25 protein-coding genes are annotated in these 21,774 nt (G+C 47.2%); 20 read left to right on the plus strand and 5 right to left on the minus strand.

Features of this window, described 5'->3' with window-relative positions; all coding sequences use genetic code 11:
* On the plus strand, positions 1-636 hold the full coding sequence (locus FNY66_RS03775; RefSeq protein WP_087150293.1) for a Maf family protein: 636 nt from the start codon (positions 1-3) through the stop codon (positions 634-636).
* Between the two features lie 82 nt (positions 637-718).
* On the opposite strand, the gene FNY66_RS15430 is transcribed toward FNY66_RS03775, so the two are convergent.
* A complete protein-coding gene (locus FNY66_RS15430) occupies positions 719-889 on the minus strand; it encodes a hypothetical protein (RefSeq protein WP_162607863.1) in 171 nt (56 codons plus the stop codon).
* 234 nt (positions 890-1,123) lie between these two features.
* Between FNY66_RS15430 and FNY66_RS03780 the strand changes: the two genes are divergently transcribed.
* The gene (locus FNY66_RS03780) at positions 1,124-1,345 is read left to right on the plus strand and encodes a hypothetical protein (protein ID WP_087150295.1); all 222 of its coding nucleotides are present in this window, start codon (positions 1,124-1,126) and stop codon (positions 1,343-1,345) included.
* Positions 1,342-1,593 carry a type II toxin-antitoxin system RelE family toxin gene (locus FNY66_RS03785; protein WP_150310348.1) on the plus strand — a complete coding sequence of 84 codons (252 nt, stop codon included), beginning with the start codon at positions 1,342-1,344 and terminating at the stop codon, positions 1,591-1,593. Before FNY66_RS03780 ends, FNY66_RS03785 begins: the two co-directional genes overlap by 4 nt.
* A gap of 76 nt (positions 1,594-1,669) precedes the next feature.
* On the opposite strand, the gene FNY66_RS03790 is transcribed toward FNY66_RS03785, so the two are convergent.
* Together FNY66_RS03790 and FNY66_RS03795 are read right to left on the minus strand one after the other, a co-directional pair.
* Positions 1,670-2,242 carry a M48 family metallopeptidase gene (locus FNY66_RS03790; protein ID WP_087150296.1) on the minus strand — a complete coding sequence of 191 codons (573 nt, stop codon included), beginning with the start codon at positions 2,240-2,242 and terminating at the stop codon, positions 1,670-1,672.
* Between the two features lie 380 nt (positions 2,243-2,622).
* The gene (locus tag FNY66_RS03795) at positions 2,623-4,056 is read right to left on the minus strand and encodes a polysaccharide deacetylase family protein (protein WP_087150297.1); all 1,434 of its coding nucleotides are present in this window, start codon (positions 4,054-4,056) and stop codon (positions 2,623-2,625) included.
* A gap of 205 nt (positions 4,057-4,261) precedes the next feature.
* On the opposite strand from FNY66_RS03795, the gene FNY66_RS03800 reads away from it, so the two are divergent.
* Positions 4,262-5,314, plus strand: a complete 1,053-nt coding sequence (locus tag FNY66_RS03800; RefSeq protein ID WP_324613888.1) for a hypothetical protein — start codon at positions 4,262-4,264, stop codon at positions 5,312-5,314.
* Here FNY66_RS03800 and FNY66_RS03805 read toward each other — a convergent pair.
* On the minus strand, positions 5,219-5,965 hold the full coding sequence (locus FNY66_RS03805; RefSeq protein WP_150310349.1) for a YwaF family protein: 747 nt from the start codon (positions 5,963-5,965) through the stop codon (positions 5,219-5,221). The two genes, FNY66_RS03800 and FNY66_RS03805, sit on opposite strands and share 96 nt — an antisense overlap.
* 582 nt (positions 5,966-6,547) lie before the next feature.
* Between FNY66_RS03805 and FNY66_RS03810 the strand changes: the two genes are divergently transcribed.
* From FNY66_RS03810 to FNY66_RS03880, 16 genes are all read left to right on the plus strand, one after another.
* The gene (locus tag FNY66_RS03810; protein WP_087150407.1) at positions 6,548-7,207 is read left to right on the plus strand and encodes a F0F1 ATP synthase subunit A; all 660 of its coding nucleotides are present in this window, start codon (positions 6,548-6,550) and stop codon (positions 7,205-7,207) included.
* Between the two features lie 96 nt (positions 7,208-7,303).
* Positions 7,304-7,528, plus strand: a complete 225-nt coding sequence (gene atpE, locus FNY66_RS03815; RefSeq protein WP_087150299.1) for an ATP synthase F0 subunit C — start codon at positions 7,304-7,306, stop codon at positions 7,526-7,528.
* A gap of 59 nt (positions 7,529-7,587) precedes the next feature.
* Positions 7,588-8,088 carry a F0F1 ATP synthase subunit B gene (gene atpF / locus FNY66_RS03820; protein ID WP_087150300.1) on the plus strand — a complete coding sequence of 167 codons (501 nt, stop codon included), beginning with the start codon at positions 7,588-7,590 and terminating at the stop codon, positions 8,086-8,088.
* A complete protein-coding gene (atpH, locus tag FNY66_RS03825; protein WP_190324768.1) occupies positions 8,069-8,599 on the plus strand; it encodes an ATP synthase F1 subunit delta in 531 nt (176 codons plus the stop codon). Before atpF ends, atpH begins: the two co-directional genes overlap by 20 nt.
* Positions 8,600-8,623: 24 nt before the next feature.
* Positions 8,624-10,129 (plus strand): F0F1 ATP synthase subunit alpha, encoded by a 1,506-nt coding sequence (atpA, locus tag FNY66_RS03830; protein ID WP_190324769.1) that lies wholly within the window; start codon positions 8,624-8,626, stop codon positions 10,127-10,129.
* A 4-nt stretch (positions 10,130-10,133) separates the two neighbouring features.
* Positions 10,134-11,018 carry an ATP synthase F1 subunit gamma gene (atpG, locus tag FNY66_RS03835; protein ID WP_087150302.1) on the plus strand — a complete coding sequence of 295 codons (885 nt, stop codon included), beginning with the start codon at positions 10,134-10,136 and terminating at the stop codon, positions 11,016-11,018.
* 33 nt (positions 11,019-11,051) lie between these two features.
* Positions 11,052-12,449 (plus strand): F0F1 ATP synthase subunit beta, encoded by a 1,398-nt coding sequence (atpD, locus tag FNY66_RS03840; RefSeq protein ID WP_087150409.1) that lies wholly within the window; start codon positions 11,052-11,054, stop codon positions 12,447-12,449.
* Positions 12,450-12,480: 31 nt separating this feature from the next.
* A complete protein-coding gene (gene atpC, locus FNY66_RS03845) occupies positions 12,481-12,900 on the plus strand; it encodes an ATP synthase F1 subunit epsilon (RefSeq protein WP_087150303.1) in 420 nt (139 codons plus the stop codon).
* An 89-nt stretch (positions 12,901-12,989) separates the two neighbouring features.
* On the plus strand, positions 12,990-13,136 hold the full coding sequence (locus FNY66_RS15435) for a hypothetical protein (RefSeq protein ID WP_190324770.1): 147 nt from the start codon (positions 12,990-12,992) through the stop codon (positions 13,134-13,136).
* A gap of 198 nt (positions 13,137-13,334) precedes the next feature.
* Positions 13,335-14,387 (plus strand): inorganic phosphate transporter, encoded by a 1,053-nt coding sequence (locus tag FNY66_RS03850; protein WP_087150304.1) that lies wholly within the window; start codon positions 13,335-13,337, stop codon positions 14,385-14,387.
* Positions 14,388-14,399: 12 nt separating this feature from the next.
* Positions 14,400-15,023: a DUF47 domain-containing protein gene (locus tag FNY66_RS03855; RefSeq protein ID WP_087150305.1), complete on the plus strand. Its 624-nt coding sequence runs from the start codon at positions 14,400-14,402 to the stop codon at positions 15,021-15,023.
* 214 nt (positions 15,024-15,237) lie between these two features.
* A complete protein-coding gene (locus tag FNY66_RS03860; protein ID WP_087150306.1) occupies positions 15,238-16,857 on the plus strand; it encodes a bifunctional diguanylate cyclase/phosphodiesterase in 1,620 nt (539 codons plus the stop codon).
* Positions 16,858-16,859: 2 nt separating this feature from the next.
* A complete protein-coding gene (locus tag FNY66_RS03865) occupies positions 16,860-17,486 on the plus strand; it encodes a 4'-phosphopantetheinyl transferase family protein (RefSeq protein ID WP_087150307.1) in 627 nt (208 codons plus the stop codon).
* A complete protein-coding gene (locus tag FNY66_RS03870) occupies positions 17,483-18,280 on the plus strand; it encodes a M15 family metallopeptidase (RefSeq protein WP_150310350.1) in 798 nt (265 codons plus the stop codon). Before FNY66_RS03865 ends, FNY66_RS03870 begins: the two co-directional genes overlap by 4 nt.
* Before the next feature lie 92 nt (positions 18,281-18,372).
* Positions 18,373-19,407, plus strand: coding sequence for a hypothetical protein (locus tag FNY66_RS03875; RefSeq protein ID WP_087150309.1), 1,035 nt, complete (start codon positions 18,373-18,375; stop codon positions 19,405-19,407).
* Between the two features lie 63 nt (positions 19,408-19,470).
* The gene (locus FNY66_RS03880; protein WP_150310351.1) at positions 19,471-20,877 is read left to right on the plus strand and encodes a deoxyguanosinetriphosphate triphosphohydrolase; all 1,407 of its coding nucleotides are present in this window, start codon (positions 19,471-19,473) and stop codon (positions 20,875-20,877) included.
* Here FNY66_RS03880 and FNY66_RS03885 read toward each other — a convergent pair.
* Entirely contained in the window at positions 20,870-21,754 is an 885-nt protein-coding gene (locus FNY66_RS03885; RefSeq protein ID WP_150310352.1) for a DUF6128 domain-containing protein, read from the minus strand. The two genes, FNY66_RS03880 and FNY66_RS03885, sit on opposite strands and share 8 nt — an antisense overlap.
* Positions 21,755-21,774: the final 20 nt, after the last annotated feature.

The following is a 21,774-nucleotide window of genomic DNA, read 5'->3' on the forward strand; positions in this document are numbered from 1 at the left end:
ATGAAAAAACGTATCATACTCGGTTCTGCATCTCCGAGAAGAAGTGAGCTGCTCGCACAGATCGGTGTGGAGTTCGAGGTCAGAGTCAGCGAGAAAGAAGAAATATATAAGAGCAGTATACCGGAAGAGATTGTAAAAGAACTTTCGCTTATGAAAGCGGAAAACGTGGCGTCTGAGCTTGGAGAGGATATTGCGTATGATCCTGCTGGCAATACCTTGGATCCGGATGTCTGTATAAAAGACACTGTCGTGATCGGCGCGGATACTATAGTCGTACTGGACGATGAAATATTGGGGAAACCGGTTGATGAAGAAGATGCAGTCCGCATGATCACACGTCTGCAGGGACGGGAGCATTGGGTGTATACCGGAGTGGCAGTCCTGAATTTCGGACCGGACGGAGCAAAAACGGTTACCAATTATCCGGTCGGAACAAAAGTATATGTCAATGCTATGACAGAAGAGGAAATCCGTGCCTATGTGGAGACGAAAGATCCGCTTGACAAGGCGGGAAGTTACGGTATACAGGGCAGGTTTGCAGCGTATATCGACCGGATCGATGGAGATTATTATAATGTGGTGGGGCTGCCGGTGTCGAGAGTGTACCAGACGCTCAGGGAGATTGGCGCAATATAATGGGTAAGTGAAACGATAGAAAGGCAAATGTAAAGAAGAGACGCAGTCCGAAAGGGGCTGCGTCTCTGGCTCTAATGAAAAATTAAATGCCGTGCTTTTTATACAATTCTTCCCGGTATTCCGGGTCAGATGCAATTTTAATGATCAGATCAGCTTTCTTTTCTTTGCTGAGAATGAGAATCAGACGGCTATAGCGTTCGGAAGCCTCTTTCTGTCCGATACGGACACAGATATTCGAGTCGTTAACGGACAAATAACATCCGGAGAGAAGTGAAAAAGATAAGAATCATTTCGGATATAATATTGAAGGCAGCATTTTTGACAAAAGAGTATCTTTTCGATAGAATAATAGTCAGAAGCAGAGCTATAATTGTGAATTATAACATGAAAAACGGAAATACTGTCACAGAGACGAAAGCACATTTTGCGCCTGTTTTCATAATATGGTATAATGTCTCCGACAATGGAAAAAGGATGTGAGGATTTTATGAGCAATAGAGATAAAGCAAAGCAGATACTGGATACTCTCCCGGATTATAAAATAGATAAAATATTACTCATACTACAGGGAATACAAATAGACGATGAAATCGAAGATGATATTTTCTGTGAAAATCTGACAGAGAGATATCTTCGGGATGACAGCTCAGATAAGAATGACAGCATCTCGCTGGAAGAATTTGCCGAGCAGGAAAATGTAAAATTATGAAATATAAGATTATGATCGAAAAACCGGCGCAGAAATTCATTAAGCGGTTGGACAAAGTGGATAAAGAACGGATTTTAAGAGCGATTGCAAAACTTCCGGATGGAGATACAAAGGCTTTGCAGGGACATAAAGGATATTATCGTCTTCGAGTCGGTTCCTACAGAATAATATATACCATTCATAATGGAGAATATATCATATGTATTGTAGATGCCGGAAACAGAGGAGAGATATATAAAAAGTATTGAAAACTGGTTTCCGCCTTTCTCAAAGGAACAGAATTATCAGAAGTTCTGTTCCTTTTTTAGAGAGAAAAACGGAAAATCACACCTTCTCCCACAGCAGCTGTCCGTTATCCCGCAGCCATCTCCGCGCTTTGCGGTAATCGGGCAGCACAGATTCCACGATGGCGTAAAATGCCTTGGAGTGGTTCATCTCCCTGCGGTGGGCGAGCTCGTGCACGACGACATAGTCAAGTACTTCTTCCGGGGCAAGGATAAGGCGCCAGTTGAAATTTAAATTGCCCTTACTGCTGCAGCTTCCCCAACGGGTCTTCTGTTCGCGGATGGAGATGCGCCCGTAGGAGACGCCTATGATACGCGCGTAATACTCTGTCTTTCGGGTAAAGATATCCCTTGCAATTTCGATGTATCGGCTGCGGTCTTTGGAAGAGAGCGGCGGGTGGGAGGAAGCGGCGGATTTTTTCTGCTCTTCCAGTTCTTTCACGCTGGCAAGGTGTTTAAGCACCCAGTTTTCATTGTTGGAGACAAAGTTATCAATATAGGAACGGGAGCACTGCCGGGGAGAGCGCACAAGGACGCGGCCATCGCGTGTCACCTGGATCGCGATGGTTTTCCGGCTGCTGTATATGATTTCATATTCAAACGGATGTCTCATGGCAAGTAACCTGTATTTTTTGAATAAATAATAACGGGGCAAAAGGTGTTTGGAACTTATAATGCTGCGGATTGCTTCGCATTGTATGTTCCCACAATCATAGAAAGTAGTTTATCAGGAAAAGCACTGATTTAGCAAGAAAATTCTGAAAGACCAGGTGGAAAAACGGAATCCCTTGGGTACGCAGTATTTATCGTGCTTGTGCCGATTCTGATCACGGAATATATGGTGAGGAGATTCCAGAGGCAGACGTTGGTAGAACGACTGAGGGAAGAATGAAAATGACAGAGCAGTAATACGGAGAAGAGGAGAATGTATCGGTAATAAAACAGATACGTTCCCCTCTTTCATGGTTTATATGTCTGGCAGATAGTAACTTTTCAGTTGTTCACTGAGTGGTGCGCCGGATATGAATCGACGGTCAGCGCCTCGAATGCATATCCCTGGCTGCGGTAATGCTTGATGATATCCGGCAGCGCCTCCACGGTCGTACCTTTTGCGTCTGTATCATGCATCAGGATATTTATGTGCTGTGCGCTGCAGGAGGTCGCGTTTTTGATAAGCGTCTTTACCGGAATATTATTTCCGCTGGCATCGGTGGAATCGCAGTTCCAGTCAAAATACTGGTAGCCTTTTTCCTGTACTTTCTTTGTGAGTTTTGTCATGAGGCCCGGGCTGTACTGTTTGCTGACTGTATTGCTCGAACCGCCCGGGAAACGGATCAGTTTAGATTCGACTCCCGTGGCTTCCTTTACCATATCGGAGATTTTCTGCAGATCCTTAAAATAAGCCTCTTCGGAAGCGTATACTTCCGCATAGTTATGAGTATAAGTGTGGAGAGCTACGACGCTTCCCTGGTCAACGATGCGTTTGAGCACATCGTTGTGCTTCTGGTTATTTCCTGTTACGAAGAAAGTAGCTTTTGCATTATATTTATTCAGGATATCCAGAATCTTATCTGTATGTGCAGACGGACCGTCGTCAAATGTGAGATAAACGACTTTGCGGTTATAGTCACGGTCCTTTTTGACTGTGACTGTTCTCACGGTTGTTGCTTCATTTCCTGAACGGTCCTTTGTCGTGTATGTTACTTCATAAGTGCCCGGTGTGGCAAAATCGACCTGGTCTGAGTTGACAGAGAAATGCGGCTTGGGATCCATGTCGTCGGTTACGGTGACCCCATCCTCAAAATCTATAGTCTTTCCCTGCATGACTTCCACATTGTCAGCGCCCTGGACAACAGGCGGAGTAGTATCCTTTTTGCGTGTAAGTGTTGTAGTTCCGACTGTTTCATTGCCGGAAGTGTCCGTGGCGGCGATTTCTACATCGTAAGTTCCTTCCTTGTCCCAGGCGCCCTGCTCCTTGAAGCGGACGGATACCTCTGTCAGATCCTTTGTTTCTTTTACAAATTTATCAGGAGTAATCTTTTCTACAAGATCTGTCGTACAGGGCTTTAATGTCAGTTCCGGCGGAGTAGTGTCCTCCACTTTGACAGTTGCCTTGTACTCATGCCCGCGGCAGGTGTATGTGACAGGATATTCTCCGAGCTGTTCGATGTTCGCCCCGGATTTGATGTCTACATCTGATTTGTCGGCAAAGTATAGATGTTTGACATTGTCCCACGGATCGAACGGCTCCATTAGTTCGTGTTTTATGACTGTATCTTTCAGCTTGACCGGATGCGTATACAGATACGCAAAGATTCCGGATGCAATGAGAACCGGGATGAGCAGTATGATTGCTGAGATTTTTAGTAACAGTACCCGTCTGCGTCTTCTTTTACGTGTGATTTTTTTTGTGTTTTTTTTCGTCATATTCCCCTCTTTTGTACAAATAAATATTACTGTTGTGGATAGTTATAGCATGTTTGCGGCTTCAATATACTAGGTTGGGATCATATATGCAAGTGGGTTACACAAATTCTAAACAAAAGTACAGAAAATATTAAGAATTGACCATTTTTTCCCCTTTGGGTATACTATACACGATACATTTTGGCAGTATGAAAAGGAAGCTTATATGGAACGGCACAATATGAATATAGATGATAACAGACAGAATGATACAGGAAGAAAGACGGAAGAAAAACGAAGCGGCGGACGCCTGAGAAATCTGAGCAGGGCATTATACATGGAGCTGCGAGAGCACAGGAGTTCGTTTATCGTGTACTTTACACTGCGCATACTCGTGATCGTTATGATGATCCTGCAGCTTCTGAACCGCAATTATGAAAATGTGTTCCTTTGTGCGCTGACGCTGGTCCTGCTGATCATGCCCAGTCTCGTGCAGATTACGTTCAAAGTAGAGCTGCCGACGACATTGGAGATTATTATACTGATTTTTATTTTTGCAGCCGAGATACTGGGAGAAATCAGTGAGTTCTATCTGGTATTTCCTTTCTGGGATTCAGTGCTCCATACGCTGAATGGCTTTCTGGCAGCAGCTATTGGTTTCTCTATGGTCGATCTGCTCAACCGGAGTGAGAAAATTATGTTCAACCTGTCGCCGCTGTTTATGGCGATTGTTGCTTTCTGCTTCTCCATGACGATCGGCGTAGTATGGGAATTTTTTGAGTTCATGATGGATCAGGTGATCGGATATGACATGCAGAAAGACACGATAATCCATACGATCAGATCGGTGACGCTTGATCCGGCCGGGCGAAATGTACCTTATGTGATCAATAATATTACGGAGACAGCGGTGAATGGGAAGGAGCTTGAACTTGGCGGATATCTGGATATCGGACTGATCGATACGATGCAGGATCTGATCGTCAATTTTATCGGGGCTTTTATCTTTTCTGTGATTGGATTCTTCTATGTCAAAAACAGAGGAAAAGGTGTGTTTGCAGGCTGTTTCATTCCGAGGCGGAAAGCGAAAGACAAAGATTTTCTGAAAATCGCCAGAGAAATCGGGGAGAACGGAGAAGATGTAAAGGAGATTGTGCGTCAGAATGCGGCTCGGAATACAGCATCAGAAGCGCCTGCCGCGGCCGGACCGGGAACGGAGCGAGAGACGCCAGACCAGTTTCCAAAGGAGGAAGAAAAGGAAGGCTCCGAGAACAGTTGATGCGATATAGAGCAGGATGACACCGGTGTTTCCGAGAAAAGGAAGCAGATTGCGGAAAATAACCTGCTGCATCCTGTAATCAGGATTAATATAGAACATATTAATCGTGCCGAATTTATCCAGAGACAGATTAAGCAGTTCTGCGATCAGGCAGCAGGACAGGTACAAAAGAGTACTGTATAGAAATGGACGCAGTGGAAACGCAGAGAGAAGTGTGCGCGAAAACAGCGTCTTTTCTTTGTCTGACCTGAGCGTGCAGATATATGTGAAGCCTGCTGTAAAACCGATTATGATGAGAAGGATATGCCACAGGTAGGAGTGTATAGTGAGTGCGGGGAGAGGATAATGCAGTCCGCTTGTGTCAGCAAACACGGCAATCCCTCCCAGCAGACAGTAGCACATGAGGAATGCGAGAATAGTAAGGCGGGCGTTTTTGTGCCGCAGCCACGGATATGCGAGGAGAATATACATGGGAATGCTGCAGAGCTGGAAAGGAAAATACCACCAGTTGTAGCTCCCGCCTCCAAGGGTGAATGTCAGGGCAAACTGCTTCCATATCTCGCTGGACAGCATGATGATACCGCAGAGAAAGAAGAAAATGTCTGATATATGGGAAAAATATGATAACGTTGAAAAATTTCTCTTGTTCATTTATGCACCTCTTCTATATTATAGCGCAAACAGGGGAATGTTTATACCGGATTGCTGTTTTTTGAATTATAGCAGGATGAAAATAAACGTTATATTGTACGAAACATACAAATAATTAATAATTTTTCGGTGGTTTTATACAAAATGATATGCGGCGGAGGAAAAGGGAAGGAGATTTATGTAAAACACATAAAAAATCAATAAAAGATCATTCTGTGCAAGTTGAGAAAAAGGACAAAATGAAATAAAAAATGTCCGTCCGGGCGTCTTGAGTTTTACTGTGTGAAAATATTGACAAATTTCGATCCGGGGCGTAATATTTACTCAGCTTTCCGGAATGCCTATTTAATAAGAAGAGACAGACGGGAAGCGGACGTCTCCGGAAGAAGGGCAGAACGTGCTTTGACGGAGGCGGACGGCGTGGAACTGAAAAGTGAAAAGAGGATATAAGGGGTTCAAAGGTGAGCAACTCTTTTTTTTATGCCCAAATCCGCAGCACATACAGTTTCAGCGCGTCAAGTTTACATAGATAATCAAACAGAAAAAGGAGGGAGCAATACGGGAAATCTGACAGAAACACTGATGGAAGAGCTGAACTGTGAAACTGTGTTTACTCTTCCGGTTATAGGCGGTATCTCGGAGTCCGTGGTCGTCACCTGGATCCTTATGGCAGTGCTTGTTCTGTTGTCTGTCATCCTTGTGAGAAATCTTAAGGTTGAGAATCCTGGCAAGGTGCAGCTTGCGCTGGAAGCAGGCATCGGATGGGCGCAGGATTTCTTTGAGGGGATTATCGGGAAAGAGAACCGGAGGTATGTGCCTTATCTGATCACAGTACTTCTCTATCTTGCGGCAGCCAATACAGTTGCACCTTTGCTCGGCTTCAAACCGCCGACAAAAGATTTGAACGTGACCGCCGCATTGGCGATTATGAGTATGTGCCTGATTGAATTTTCGGGAATCCGGAAAAACGGGGTAAAGCATTGGGTAAAACATTTCGCCCAGCCGGTTCCGGTCGTAGCACCGATCATGATACTGGAGATTGTGATCCGGCCGCTGTCGCTCTGTATGCGACTCTTCGGAAACATGCTGGCGGGATTTGTGGTATTGGAACTTTTGAAATTTTTTGTACCGCTGCTCATACCAATCCCGGTAAGTTTTTATTTTGACATCTTCGACGGTCTGCTTCAGGCTTATGTATTTGTATTTCTGACAGCGCTGTTTATGACTGAGGAGATGGAATAATCCCGCGGCTGACGGGAAATAAGCTGTGCCCGGATGGAAGGGGCCGGCAGAGATATTTTATAAATCATAAAAGAGTAGAAAAAGGAGATCATTATTATGGAGACAATTATTGCTATCGGAGCAGCTATCGCTGTATTAACAGGTATCGGAGCAGGTGTAGGTATCGGAATTGCAACGGGAAAAGCTACAGAGGCAATTGCAAGACAGCCGGAGGCAGAAGGAAAAATCAGTAAGAACCTGATTCTTGGATGTGCACTTGCAGAGGCAACGGCTATCTACGGATTCATTATCGGACTTCTGATCATCATCCTTCTTCAGTAATATCGCAGACTGAACTGTTACGAATTTAGAGAAGATAACATGAAAGGTGGATTGCAAAGGTGATTTCAATAGACTTGAACCTTGTCTGGACCATCATCAACCTTGTTGTTCTTTATCTTTTGCTGAAACATTTTCTCATTGGGCCTGTGATGAACATTATGGAGCAGAGAAAACTGATGATCGAGGAAGGATTCAGAAATGCACAGACCGCACAGGACGATGCCAACAGACTGAAGCAGGAGTATGAGACAGCGCTTAGCGGAGCGAAACAGGAATCTGTACAGCTGATCGAGGATGCCAGAAAGAGTGCAAAAGCAGAGTACGACCGCATTATCATCGAAGCGGGAGAAAAAGCTGACACGATGCTTGAATCCGCGAAAGAGAGCGTGCGCGTAGAGCGTGAGCAGACGATGAAAGAACTGAAGTCCCAGATCGCAGGGCTTGCTGCTGCATCAGCGGCAAAGATCATCAGCGGAAATGCAGATGAGAAAGAGAGTCAGGACCTGTACGATCAGTTTTTGAAAGAAGCAGGTGAGAACGATGGCAATGCAGACAAATAAAGAGATACGCTGTTCTTCTCCGGCAGTCTCATACGGAAAGGTTCTGTTTGAACTGGGGGTTCCTGAAGAGAGTGTGAAAAAGACAAAGGAGATACTTGAGGCTGTTCCGCAGCTTTCGGATTTGTTTACGAATCCTACAGTCGCTCTGAAAAAGAAGCAGACGGTGATCGACAGGGTGTTTCCGGAAGATATGCGCAATTTTCTTAAGACAGCGTGCAGGTATCAGAGGATGGATCTTATGGACGAGATTTTTGCTGCATACGAAAAGTGCCGGGACGAGCAGGATAAAGTTCTGCATGCCGTTCTGACCTGCACTGTGGCACCGGGAGACGAGCAGAAGCGGGGAATGGAAAATTTCCTGAGCAGGAAATACGGTGCCGAAAAAGTACACATCGAAGTACGCTATGACGCAGACCTGCTGGGCGGATTTATTCTCCGCGCGGGCAGCGATGAGTATGACTGGAGTATGAAAGGACGTCTGGACAGACTTGCGCAGACTCTGGCACACTGACAAATTAACCTGGAGGTGAACAAGGTGAGTTCAATCAACTCAGATGAGATTATCTCTATTCTCCGAGAAGAGATAGAGAATTTTGATATAATGAGCAAAGACAGCGAGGTCGGTACTGTCGTATCAGTAGGTGACGGAATTGCTACAATCTACGGAATCGACCACGCAATGTACGGAGAGATCATCACATTCGAGACCGGGCTTAAGGGTATGGTCCAGGATATTCGCAAGGATGAGATAGGATGTATCCTTTTCGGCAGTGATACGGGGATCCGTGAAGGTACGAAAGTATCCCGTACAGGAAAGAAAGCCGGCGTACCTGTCGGTGAGGCGTATATAGGAAGAGTCGTCAATGCGCTCGGAGAAGCAATCGACGGCAGAGGGGAGATCGAGGCGTCCGACTATCGTCCGATCGAGCAGGAAGCGCCGGGGATCATTGACAGAAAGTCAGTCAGTGTTCCGATGGAGACAGGCATCCTCTCCATTGACGCAATGTTTCCGATCGGCCGCGGTCAGCGTGAGCTGATCATCGGAGACCGTCAGACGGGAAAGACATCCATTGCCATGGATGCGATCCTGAACCAGAAAGGCAAGGATGTGATCTGCGTCTATGTAGCCATAGGCCAGAAGGCATCTACGGTGGCAAAAGTCGTTAATACTCTGAAAACGCACGGCGCTATGGATTATACGATCGTAGTATCCTCCACAGCGAGCGACTGTGCGCCGCTCCAGTATATCTCGCCGTATGCGGGAACAGCGATGGCAGAGTATTTTATGTATCAGGGGAAAGATGTACTGATCGTGTATGACGACCTGTCAAAACATGCAGTGGCATACCGCGCCCTGTCCCTTCTCCTCGGACGTTCTCCGGGACGTGAGGCGTATCCGGGAGATGTGTTCTATCTTCATTCAAGGCTGCTGGAGCGCTCCAGCCGTCTGAGCGAGGAGAAAGGCGGCGGTTCTATTACAGCACTGCCGATCATTGAGACGCAGGCGGGAGACGTGTCCGCCTATATTCCGACCAATGTGATCTCTATCACTGACGGACAGATATTCCTGGAGAGCGGACTGTTCGCATCGGGTATGAGACCGGCGGTCAATGTAGGTCTTTCTGTATCCCGTGTAGGTGGCGCTGCACAGACAAAAGCAATGAAGAAAGCGTCGGGAAGTATCCGTATCGATCTGGCACAGTACAGAGAGATGGAGGTGTTCACACAGTTCAGCTCTGATCTGGACGCTGCAACAAAAGAACAGTTAGAGTACGGCAGCGGACTGATGGAACTGTTAAAGCAGCCGCTGTACCACCCGCTGTCCCTGCATGAAAAGGTCATTACTCTCTGCGCTGCGACACATAAAGTCCTTCTGGGAATCAACAAGAAGGAGATCAAGCAGTTCCAGGCGGATATGCTTACCTATTTCGAAACTGCGCATCCGGAGATCGGAGAGGAGATTGAAGAGAAGAAAGTTCTGTCCGACGAGCTGATCGAGAAGATTGTGAAGACTGCAAAGGCGTTTAAAGAGAGCAGGTGATAACATGGCAAATATCAGAGAGATACAGAGCCGTATCAACAGTGTCAAAGATACGATGAAGATCACGAATGCGATGTACATGATCTCTTCTTCTAAGCTGACGCAGGCGAAGAAAAAGCTTCAGGATACAGAACCGTACTTTTACGCACTTCAGGGTGAAATTTCAAGAATCCTGCGCCATCTTCCCGAACTGGAGCACAAGTATTTCGATAAGAGAGAGAAAGTGCCGCAGGATGAGCGGAAGATCGCTTCGATCGTAGTCACGGCGGACAAGGGACTTGCCGGGGCATACAATCATAATATCGAGAAGCTGGAAGAGGAGATCCTGGCAAAACCGGGAATCCATAAGCTGTTTGTTGTGGGAGAGCTGGGAAGGCATTATTTTGCAAAACGCGGGCAGGAAATTGATACACATTTCAGATATACAGTACAGAAACCGACCATGCACCGGGCGAGAGACATCTCGGGCGTGCTGCTCGAACAGTTTGAAAACGGCGAGCTGGACGAGATATATATTGTGTATACAAGGATGGAGAACTCCGTCCAGTCCGAGGCAGAAGTGATGAGACTTCTTCCGCTGGAGAGGAGCTCGTTCAACGAGATGAAGATGCCTCTCAATGTGCATCGTGAGTCTATCGAGCTGTATCCTTCCGCTGAGGCGGTGATGGATAGTATCGTGCCCAACTATGTGACCGGTATGATATACGGTTGTCTTGTCCAGTCGTATGCGAGTGAGCACAATGCCCGTATGATGGCGATGAAATCGGCGACAGACAGTGCCAAGGATCTGATCCATGATCTGTCGATCGCGTACAACAGAGCGCGTCAGGCGGCGATCACGCAGGAGATCACAGAGGTATGTGCAGGCGCCAGGGCACAGCAGAAGTAGCAGGATACTTTTGGAAAGAAAGTGAGAATGATTATGAATAAAGGAAGAATCACACAGGTCATGGGACCTGTCGTTGACGTAGTATTTGAAGACGGCGAACTTCCCTTTATCAAAGATGCTCTTGAAGTCGATAACAACGGCAGAAAGTGCATCATGGAAGTAGCCCAGCACCTCGGGAATAATGAGGTGCGCTGTCTTATGCTGGCAGCGAGCGAAGGGCTTCACAAAGACATGGAAGTTACAGCCACAGGAGCCGGCATCAAAGTGCCTGTAGGAGAGAAAACGCTCGGCAGACTCTTTAATGTGCTCGGCGAGACGATCGATGACGGAGAAGCTATTAAAGATTCACCTGAATGGGTAATCCACAGAGATCCGCCGTCATTTGAGGACCAGAGTCCGGTCGTGGAGATCCTTGAGACGGGAATTAAGGTTATCGACCTTCTGGCGCCGTACGCGAAGGGCGGTAAGATCGGTCTCTTCGGAGGAGCCGGAGTCGGAAAGACAGTGCTCATCCAGGAGCTGATCCGTAACATTGCCACAGAGCACGGCGGATATTCCATCTTTACCGGAGTCGGAGAGCGTTCCCGTGAGGGTAATGACCTCTGGTCTGAAATGAAAGAATCAGGAGTGCTTGAGAAGACTGCCCTGGTGTTCGGGCAGATGAACGAGCCGCCTGGAGCGCGTATGCGTGTGGCGGAGACAGGGCTTACGATGGCAGAGTATTTCCGTGACGAAGAGCACAGAAACGTACTGCTGTTCATTGATAATATTTTCCGTTTCACACAGGCCGGCTCAGAGGTGTCTGCGCTGCTCGGCCGTATGCCGTCAGCCGTAGGATATCAGCCCACACTGGCGACAGAGATGGGCGAGCTGCAGGAACGTATCGCTTCAACAAAGAACGGATCAGTAACGTCCGTACAGGCTGTCTATGTGCCTGCCGACGACCTGACCGACCCGGCGCCGGCGACTACATTCGCCCATCTGGATGCGACGACCGTGCTGTCCAGAAAGATCGTGGAGCAGGGTATTTACCCGGCGGTAGATCCGCTGGAGTCCAGCTCACGTATTCTTGAGGCGGATATCGTAGGGGAAGAGCACTATGAGGTGGCAAATAAAGTCATTGCGATCCTTCAGAAATATACAGAGCTGCAGGATATCATTGCAATCCTTGGTATGGAAGAGCTTTCCGACGAGGATAAAGCGACTGTCATGCGTGCAAGAAAGATCCAGAGATTCCTGTCACAGCCGTTCTTCGTAGCTGAGACATTTACAGGAATCCCGGGAAAATATGTGCCGCTGAAGGAGACAATCCGCGGGTTTAAGATGATCATCGACGGTGAGATGGATGAATATCCGGAGTCCGCATTCTTCAATGTAGGAACGATCGACGATGTGATCGAGAAAGCGAAAGCAGAAACTGCCGAAGAGTAAAAGTGCACAATAGAACAGGAGTGTATGCATAATGGATACATTTGGTCTGAAAATCATAGCGAGTGACAAGGTCTTTTATGAGGGCCGCTGCAGAAAACTCATCATTCCTGCTCCGGACGGAGAGAAGGGAATCCTGCCAAATCATGAAAATATGGTAATAGCTATTGCGGTAGGTACTGCAAAAGTACAGCTTGCAGGCGAAGATGAGTGGAGAGATCTGGCGGTCGGAACCGGGTTCGCAGAGATCGTAAACAACCGTGTCACACTGCTCGTGGATACCGCAGAAAGACCTGAAGATATCGATGTGCGCCGCGCCCAGGAACAGCAGGAGCGTGCTCAGGAACAGATGCGGCAGAAACAGAGCATACAGGAGTATTACCATACCCAGGCGTCCCTCGCCCGGGCAATGACCCGCCTGCGAGTAGCCCAGGATAAAAAGTGGAATATATAGCAACAACTCAGCCCATATAAAGAGCTCCGGACAAAACCATGCTTGCATGAGTTTTTCCGGGGCTTTTTATATGGAGGGAGCGCCCGAATATGAGCAAAGAAGCGGCGGAAGCCGCGGTAAGCACGTTAGTGCGGCTTTGCGAATGGCGCGGCAGAGTTGTTGCGGACGTGGCGCGCAAAGAAGCGGCGGAAGCCGCGGTAAGCACGTTAGTGCGGCTTTGCGAATGGCGCGACTGAGGTGTTGCGGACGGACGCTAGAGTTTTGCTAAGAAATAATCCGGTCGTTGACACGCCGGCGGTCGGATGTTATATTTAGGTTAATTTTGTGTAAAGTATCCGGCAAAATCCTGCCGGTATTTTTATGCAGAATCCGGAATACGTAAAAGTATTCCGGTACAACTTAATATAGTAATTTACAGCAAAGAGGGAAAAAATATGGATGTTTCTTTTGCAGGATTCTGTCAGCAGGTATTTGCTAATCCTGTACTGATGGTGACAGTAGTGCTCACACTGGGGGTTATCTTTGTGAACGGCTGGACGGATGCGCCAAATGCCATTGCGACATGTATTGCCACAAGGTGCCTGAAAGTCAGAACGGCAATCATGATGAGTGCCGTGTTTAATTTCCTTGGCGTGCTCGTTATGACGCACATCAACAGTGCGGTCGCATCGACGATCAGTAACATGGTAGATTTCGGCGGACAAACAGATGAAGCGCTTATCGCTTTGTGTGCTGCGCTGTTTTCTATTGTTGTCTACAGTGTGGCTGCATCTGTGTTCGGGATACCGACAAGCGAAAGCCATAGCCTGATCGCGGGTCTTACAGGTGCTGCCATAGCGATCCACAACGGAGTCGGGGGAGTTAATTTTGATGAATGGGTAAAAGTCCTTTACGGTCTTGTGCTCAGTCTGGCGCTGGGATTCTTCATGGGATGGGTGATATGTAAGATTATTACGATATTCTGTGCGGCTATGGATCGCCGGAAAACTAACGGATTCTTCACCACGGCCCAGATTTTCGGAGCGGCGTTTATGAGTTTTATGCACGGCGCGCAGGATGGCCAGAAGTTTATCGGCGTTCTTTTTTTAGGAGTTGCATTCTGCAACGGTCAGAGCAGCGTGGAAGGTATGCTCATTCCCGTATGGCTTATGCTGCTGTGCAGCGTCGTCATGGGCGTCGGGACAAGTGTTGGCGGAGAGAAGATTATTAAATCTGTAGGGATGGATATGGTAAAACTGGAAAAATTCCAGGGATTTTCCGCAGATCTTGCGGGCGCGGTATGTCTGCTGCTTTCCAGTGTGTTCGGTATCCCGGTATCAACGACACATACGAAGACGAGCGCGATTATGGGTGTGGGCGCCGTGAAACGGCTCTCTGCAATCAATTTCGGTGTTGTGAAGGACATGATGCTGACCTGGATCTTTACATTCCCGGGATGTGGCCTGATAAGTTTTGTGGTTGCGAAAATTTTTATTACGATTTTTTAGGAGGAAAAAACAGTGGCGAAGAAACAGGATGCATTTTATTTTGAGAATTTCGTGGCATGTGCAGAGGATTCCTGCCGTGCGGCACAGATGTTAAAAGAAGCGCTTGAAAATTTCGAACCGGAGAGTCTAAAAGAACGGCTTGACAGTATCCATGAGGTAGAACACAGTGGAGATGCAAAAAAGCATGAGATGCTGGATCATCTGGCGAAAGAGTTCCTGCCTCCCATCGAGCGTGAGGATATCGTCTCCCTGAGTCAGAATATTGATAATGTAACGGATAAAGTAGAAGATGTCATGCTCAGGATATATATGAATAATGTACAGAAGATTGAGCCGAACGCACTGAAAATGACGGATGTGGTAATTCAGTGCTGTGGTGCGGTGAGAGATCTTCTTGTAGAGTTTAAAAATTTTAAACGCTCTAAAAATCTTAAACAGCTTGTAATCCGCATAAATGATCTGGAGGAAGAGGCTGATAAATTGTTTATGCAGAGTATAAGAGGACTCTATACAGAATCCGAAGATCCGATCAGAGTTATCGCGTGGAGAGATATTTATATCTATCTTGAAAGATGTGCGGATGCATGCGAGCATGTGGCGGATGTGGTAGAGAGTGTGATTATGAAGAATTCATAACTGATTCGGACATATTGAGGAAAAAGAAGAGGTTATTATAACAGGAAGAACCGGCGGCAGAGTGACCGACCGGTTCTTCCCAGTTTTATCTTGCATTTTCAGTTAGCCTATACTACAATAAAAATGCCTTGTGAAATGCGATAAAACAATATTTTTATATATTTGTTGTAAACGAAAAAGTTTATTTAGATTGAAAGACAGGGGAGAGAAAGAAATGAGTGAAAGTTACAAACCGCGTTCTCTTGTAGATATCATGAACGATGTTTTAAGTACGATTCGTGATTATTATGACTCGGAATACGCCTATTATATTGAGAAAGAACAGGGCGATATCGAGACAATCTATGAGTGGTGCGCCGAGAATGTTGAGTGGCAGCGCGATCGTCTGAAACTTCTGCCAGAAGACCAGCAGCCAAAGTGGATGAGGATGGAAATCACAGATACTACTTCAGATGATTACAGCGTGTTCAGACAGATCAGCGAGGATACGACAGCTATTCTGGCGGTTGCAGGGGTGCACCGGGGAGGATGTACACTGGATCTGATGAGAGCACTTCTCCCTTATATCCCGCAGGCAATCGCACTTCAGAAGATGCAGAAGCAGCAGGAGTATCTCAGTTATCACGATGATCTGACAGGACTGTTGAACAGGAACAGTCTGGTGGATTATCTGGATCATGTAAATAACAAAGAACTCAAGTCTCTTGGAGCGCTTTCTATTGATATTAACGGACTGAAAAATTTTAACAAAGAGTTCGGCCGGGATTATGGTGATGAGGTGATTATCCGCATTGGAGAAGTACTGCAGGAGTATTTCCATAGCGGAGAGGTCTACCGTCTGACGGGTGATCAGTATCTTGTCCTTGTGGAGAATACGACATATGAAGACTTTACAAAGCAGATATATGCTGCCCATACCAAGCTTGACAATATCAGTCTCGGACTTGCATCAATGGGGTATGCCTGGGAGAAGGTAGATATTGATGTTGAGAAACTGGTGAATAATGCGGAAGTCATGATGCGCGAGGAGAAGAAGAAATATTATAAAAACCTTAAAAGAGGACATCATGAACCTATTATCAAGAAGGATCTTCTGGAAGATCTGGAACACCGCAACTTTATCGTCTGCCTCGTGCCTAAGGTAGATACTGCTACAGGACGGGTTGCCGAAGCTGAGGCGGTGGTAAGATATCATCATAAAGATCTGGGAATTGTAGATCCGGGAAGATATATCAATCTTCTGGAGGAGACGAAACTCTCACATTATCTGGATCTTTATGTATTTGAGGAAGTGTGCAAGACTCTTCACAAATGGGAGCTGGAAGGGATCCCGCTGATTCCGATCGCGGTGAATTTTGCCGGAGCTACACTGAAGCAGGAGAGCATTGCAGAGAAGATGCTGCACCTGATTGAAAAATATCATGTGAGATGCGAGTACCTTGAAGTGGAAGTGTCGGAATCCGGAAGCGATATGAACCAGGAGATGCTTGCAGAGACGAGCAGCAAGATACGCAAGGCAAATGTGCGCGTGATCCTGGATCATTTCGGTGCGAAAGATTCCAGTTTCTCCATACTTTCATTGATGGAGTTTGACGGGCTGAAACTGGATAAGAGTCTGATCACGAACATTGTAGGAAATACACGAAGCCGCATTGTTGCACAGGCTGTAATAGATATCTGCCGTCAGTTAGGAGCATTTGTCCAGGCGTCGGGTGTGGAGACTCAGGACCAGCTCAATGTGCTGAAAGAGCTGGGATGTGACTACGCCCAGGGTACATTGTTTAATAAACCGATTACAATTGAGACATTTGAAGTCAGATATATGAAAGGGTAGATATGGTAAAAGCATGGATTGCGGATGTTACATCACTTCTGGAGAAGGAATGTTATGAAAGGTATTACAGGAAGGTTCCTGATTTTCGGAAGAAAAAGGCAGACGTGCTCCGGCTGGATCAGATGAAAGCGCAGAGTGTGGGCGTGTGGGCATTGTGGCAGAAGATACAGACAGAGTACCATCTGCCGGAGAATGCAGCCTTTAATTTTTCGCATTCGGGCAATTACGTTATGTGTGCAGCGTGTATGGACGGTGAAAACATTCAGGTCGGCTGCGATATTGAAAAGACAGGAGAGCTTAAAATGAAACTTGCCCGGCGCTATTTCTGTCGGGAAGAATATGATACCATTGCAGCGGCTGAGACGGATGATGAGAAAACGGATCTTTTTTTCCGGTACTGGGTGCTTAAAGAGAGTTTTATGAAAGCGACGGGCAGAGGAATGGCGCTGCCGGTCAATTCTTTCTGCATCCGTATGGGAGAACCGCCTGACCTTATCAGGCAGCCGGCTGAGTTTGCGCAGAAGTATTATTACAGAGAATACCGCATCGAAGGACTGGCGTATAAAATGGCGGTATGTTCTACAGATAAGGATATTGATACGGAATTACATACAGAGTTGACATTATGATAAAATTTGACATTGACAGACATAAGATAAAGACATTGGGAGCGGGGGCAGCAGCGGGGCTCGCAGCCGGAATTCTGATTACTTTTCTGGGAGCTTATTGTGTTATCTCAGAGGACAGATTGGCAGCGGCAGCAAAAGAGGAACAGCTGACGCAGGAAAATGAGCAGCTTGCAGAGGAACTTAAGAAAGAACGCGCAGTGCAGGAAAATACCGAGACGCTTGCCGGTGATGAAGACGGCTGGCAGCTCATTCTTGTGAATGAAGATCATCCGCTGGATTCTTCCTACGAACCGGAGAAGCTGACAGAGATATCGCCGGGATATGAGGTGGATAACCGGATAGTTTCGGATCTTCGGCAGATGCTGGATGACGGAGCGGCAGAGGGGCTGAGCATGTATGTGACGTCAGCTTACCGGTCTTACGAACAGCAGACTCAGACATTTAACGCATCGATGCAGAATCGCCTGAACCAGAAGATGACTCCTCTTGAAGCTTATCAGGAGACAAGCATGTCTGTTGCGCTTCCGGGGACGAGCGAACATGCGACCGGCCTTGCCGTGGATATCATTTCTACGGAGTATGCAGCTCTTGATGACAGGCAGGGGGATACGGAGGAACAAAAATGGCTTATGGAACATTGCTGGGAATATGGGTTTATTCTGCGATATCCGCCGGAAAAGTCTGATATTACCGGCATCATTTATGAACCTTGGCATTATCGGTATGTAGGAAAGGACGCGGCCAAAGAGATAACAGAACAGGGGATTACCCTGGAAGAGTACCTCGGCCAGTAACGAACAGGAAAGTATAGAACGGCAGGAATACAGGTGCCTGCCGGCTGAGAATAATCAGTGGGGAATATAGGAAATACGTAAGGAGGAAAACCATGGAAGATTTAACATTCGGGGAACAGGTCAAGATCATTCTGGGGAGAAAAGGCATGACGATCAAGCAGCTTGCAGAGCTGATTGAAGTTCGGACAGGTAAGAAGATGTCCAGGCAGAACCTGACACAACGTCTTGGCAGGGATAATTTTCAGGAGCAGGATATGCGTATGATAGCAGGAATCCTTGATTGTCCGTTCCATCTGAGTATTATGTCGGAGATGCCGGCGCAGCCGCGCAGTACGGCGGCTCTTGAGAAGGCGGCAATTGCACGGACTGAAGCTGTAGAGAAGAAGCAGGCTGAGGAAGCAGAGCAGAATGAGACAGTTCTGATGAGTGACGAAGTCATGGGACAGGATTTGACTGAAGAGACGGCGGAGACGGCAGATGAACAGACGGTGCCCGAAGAGACGGTTACCTCAGATGAGCGGGATATGACGATCGGCGAGCTCTACGAAATCCATAAGGAGCTGTCCGAACTCGAGGAGAATGCAAAAGCCGGAGAACCAGTGGAGGAGATAAAAAAAGAGCTTGAAAAGCCCAAGAAGGACCGCTTCCGTACAGGAGGAATCTTCCTGCGCAGAAAACGCCGCAATGAGGCTGAGGAGAGCAGAAAAGAAGAAATATGGTCTGCAGACAGGGAGCAGAAAGCGGATGAAGTTCGGACAGAGGAAGAAGTTCAGCCTGCAGAGGAAGCTTATCAGGGAGAACTGACAGATGAGCCGGAAACCCTGTATACAGCGCCGGAACAGCAGGAGTTTGAGTCTGCATCAGATAAAAGAGATGATTTTGAACCGGTTATTACGCATGATGACGTAGAAGAGGACAGGGAAGCAGGGGAAATCAATCCATATACCGGAAGAGAGTATCAGTCGAACAGCGTGCGCATGCATCCTACCCGGATTGGGTATGTGCAGGTATATGACCGTACGATCCACAAGTGGACGGATATGACTGAATGGGCGTTCCTCGGTCTTCAGGAGCGGAAGAAAGCCCTGCTTGGAAAGGCATATGAGCCGCCGATTTATCTGGATTGAGTTTTTTAGGGCGGGAACATGTACATGAGAGTCCGCGCGGACTGACGAAAGGGGAAGGACACGATGGAGTGGAGAACGCTGTTGTCCCCGAGACGGGAGCGTGAGAGCTCGGGAAGATCAAAATCTGCAGATCTCCGAAGTGAATTTGAAAAGGATTACCACAGGATTATAGGAAGTGCGTCGTTTCGGCGGCTGCAGGATAAGACGCAGGTATTTCCTCTGGATAAGAGCGATTTTATTAGAACAAGACTGACCCATTCCCTTGAGGTCTCGTCTCTGGGAAAGTCTCTTGGACAGAATATCGGAGAGAATATTCTGAAGTTCCGCAGAAACTCAGGATTTACCCCTCAGATGAAAGAAGATATTTCACATATACTTGAATGTGCGGGGCTGATCCACGATATAGGAAACCCGCCGTTCGGGCATTTCGGAGAAATAGCAATACGTGAATGGTTCGCGGGGAATTTACCTGAGCTGTCTTTTGGCGGCCGGCGTGTAGAAGATATGCTGAGCGAGCAGATGAAACAGGATTTTTATCATTTCGAGGGCAATGCCCAGGCTCTCCGCCTTGTGACGAAACTGCACTATCTGGTGGACGAGCACGGAATGAATCTGACATATGCGCTGCTCAACACCATTATCAAATATCCTGTTCCTTCCACCGGAATCCGTATGGACAGTGGGAACATCAAGGATAAGAAGATGGGATATTATCTTGCGGATGAGGAGATATTCCGCAAGGTGACAGAAACGACAGGGGCGGGGAATAACAGACATCCGCTGACCTACATTCTTGAAGCAGCGGATGATCTGGCATACAAGACTGCAGATATCGAAGATGCATTTGTAAAAGGTTTCATCACTTATTATACTCTGGAGAGGGAACTGGCGCCTCTGGAACAAAATTATCCGGAGTCGCCGTTCAAACCGCTGGAAAAGCTGCGTAAGCTCTATGAGCGGGGGCAGAAGAAAGGCGTAAGCAATCCGGAGTCATATGCAGTGAAGAACTGGATAGTAAGTGCCCAGGGCTTTCTGATAAGCTGCGCCACATTTGGCTTTACATCCAACTATGAAAGTATCATGGCGGGGACATTCGGTCATGATCTGTTTCATGGAACATACGGAGAAAAGCTGATGGATCTGCTCGGGGACATGGCATACCGCCGGGTATTTTCCTCTATGGAGATCTATAAGATGGAAGTGGCGGAATCAGCCATCCTGGATAATCTGATGAACAAACTGGTGAGAGCAGTGCTGTATTACGACACCGATGTCAGGCAGGATACAATAGATAAGAGAGTAGTGTCTTTTATTTCGGATAATTATAAGAATGCATACAGACTGCAGGCGAAAGGAAAGAGCGAAGCGGAGAAACTGTATCTCCGCCTGCTCCTTGTGACTGATTATGTGTGCGGCATGACAGACAGCTATGCCAAACGTCTTTATCAGGAGATGAACGGGATTATATAGTTCCTACACAGCGGCACCAGTGCCCGAAGTCTGCTGTATCATTGCGTTCTCCTTCTGATAGATTTAATACCGGGACATATGCGCGCGTGAACCGCGGGAAGCCGAACAGATCGGCAGCGCGGGCCTCGCGCGTATCGTATATACCGGGGACTCCAAGCCATCTTCTGCCGCCTTCTTCGATGAGTACGAGATGGTTATAATTATGGTACCCGTGAAGAAGGAAACTGTTGTTGGCAAGCGGCCAGAATTTCCGGGGTAAAAGTGTCAGGTCTTCACGGCTGATTTTCTTTGCCTGGGTCAGCTCTTTTGCCTCGGCGGACTCCAGCGCAGGCTCTCTCGGCGGATCAGAAGAATTCTCTGCATCAGGGCCAGACTCCGCTTCAGACGAATCCTCCGTTTCAAGAACAGACGCTGCTTCAGGAACTGGGGACGGCTCGGTTATATCGGCTGGTGCGGCTTCAGTCTCAGGCTCAGGTACATCTTCAGGTACATCGGGCCTGATCATGTCAGGATGGATATCAAAGAAGAAGGAGGAAGCCATCCATAAGATTACGGCATTACTTTCCGGAGACTGCAGCAGAAATCCGTCAATCTGCTGAAGAGAACGCATTCCTGGAAAATGCGTCTCAGATACCGGAAGTCGGATTGAGATGTTTCTGCCGCAGGAGTTCAGTTCCGCAATCTGCGAAGTGACCATCTGATCATGGTCGCAGAAGAAAGCATACAGGTTGAGAGTGCTTCCTGTTCTGAGCGGGATACCTCTGGCGTGGATCTGAAGGATGCATGACTGATAATGGCGGGAGACTTTGATAAAGCCTACATTCCGCCTGCGTTTATAATTTTCGTATTCATATAGATAAAAGGTGCCGGGATTCATAGAATTAACCTCTGGTCTTG

Source organism: Mediterraneibacter catenae (genome assembly GCF_008691045.1).
GTDB lineage: Bacteria > Bacillota > Clostridia > Lachnospirales > Lachnospiraceae > Mediterraneibacter > Mediterraneibacter ornithocaccae.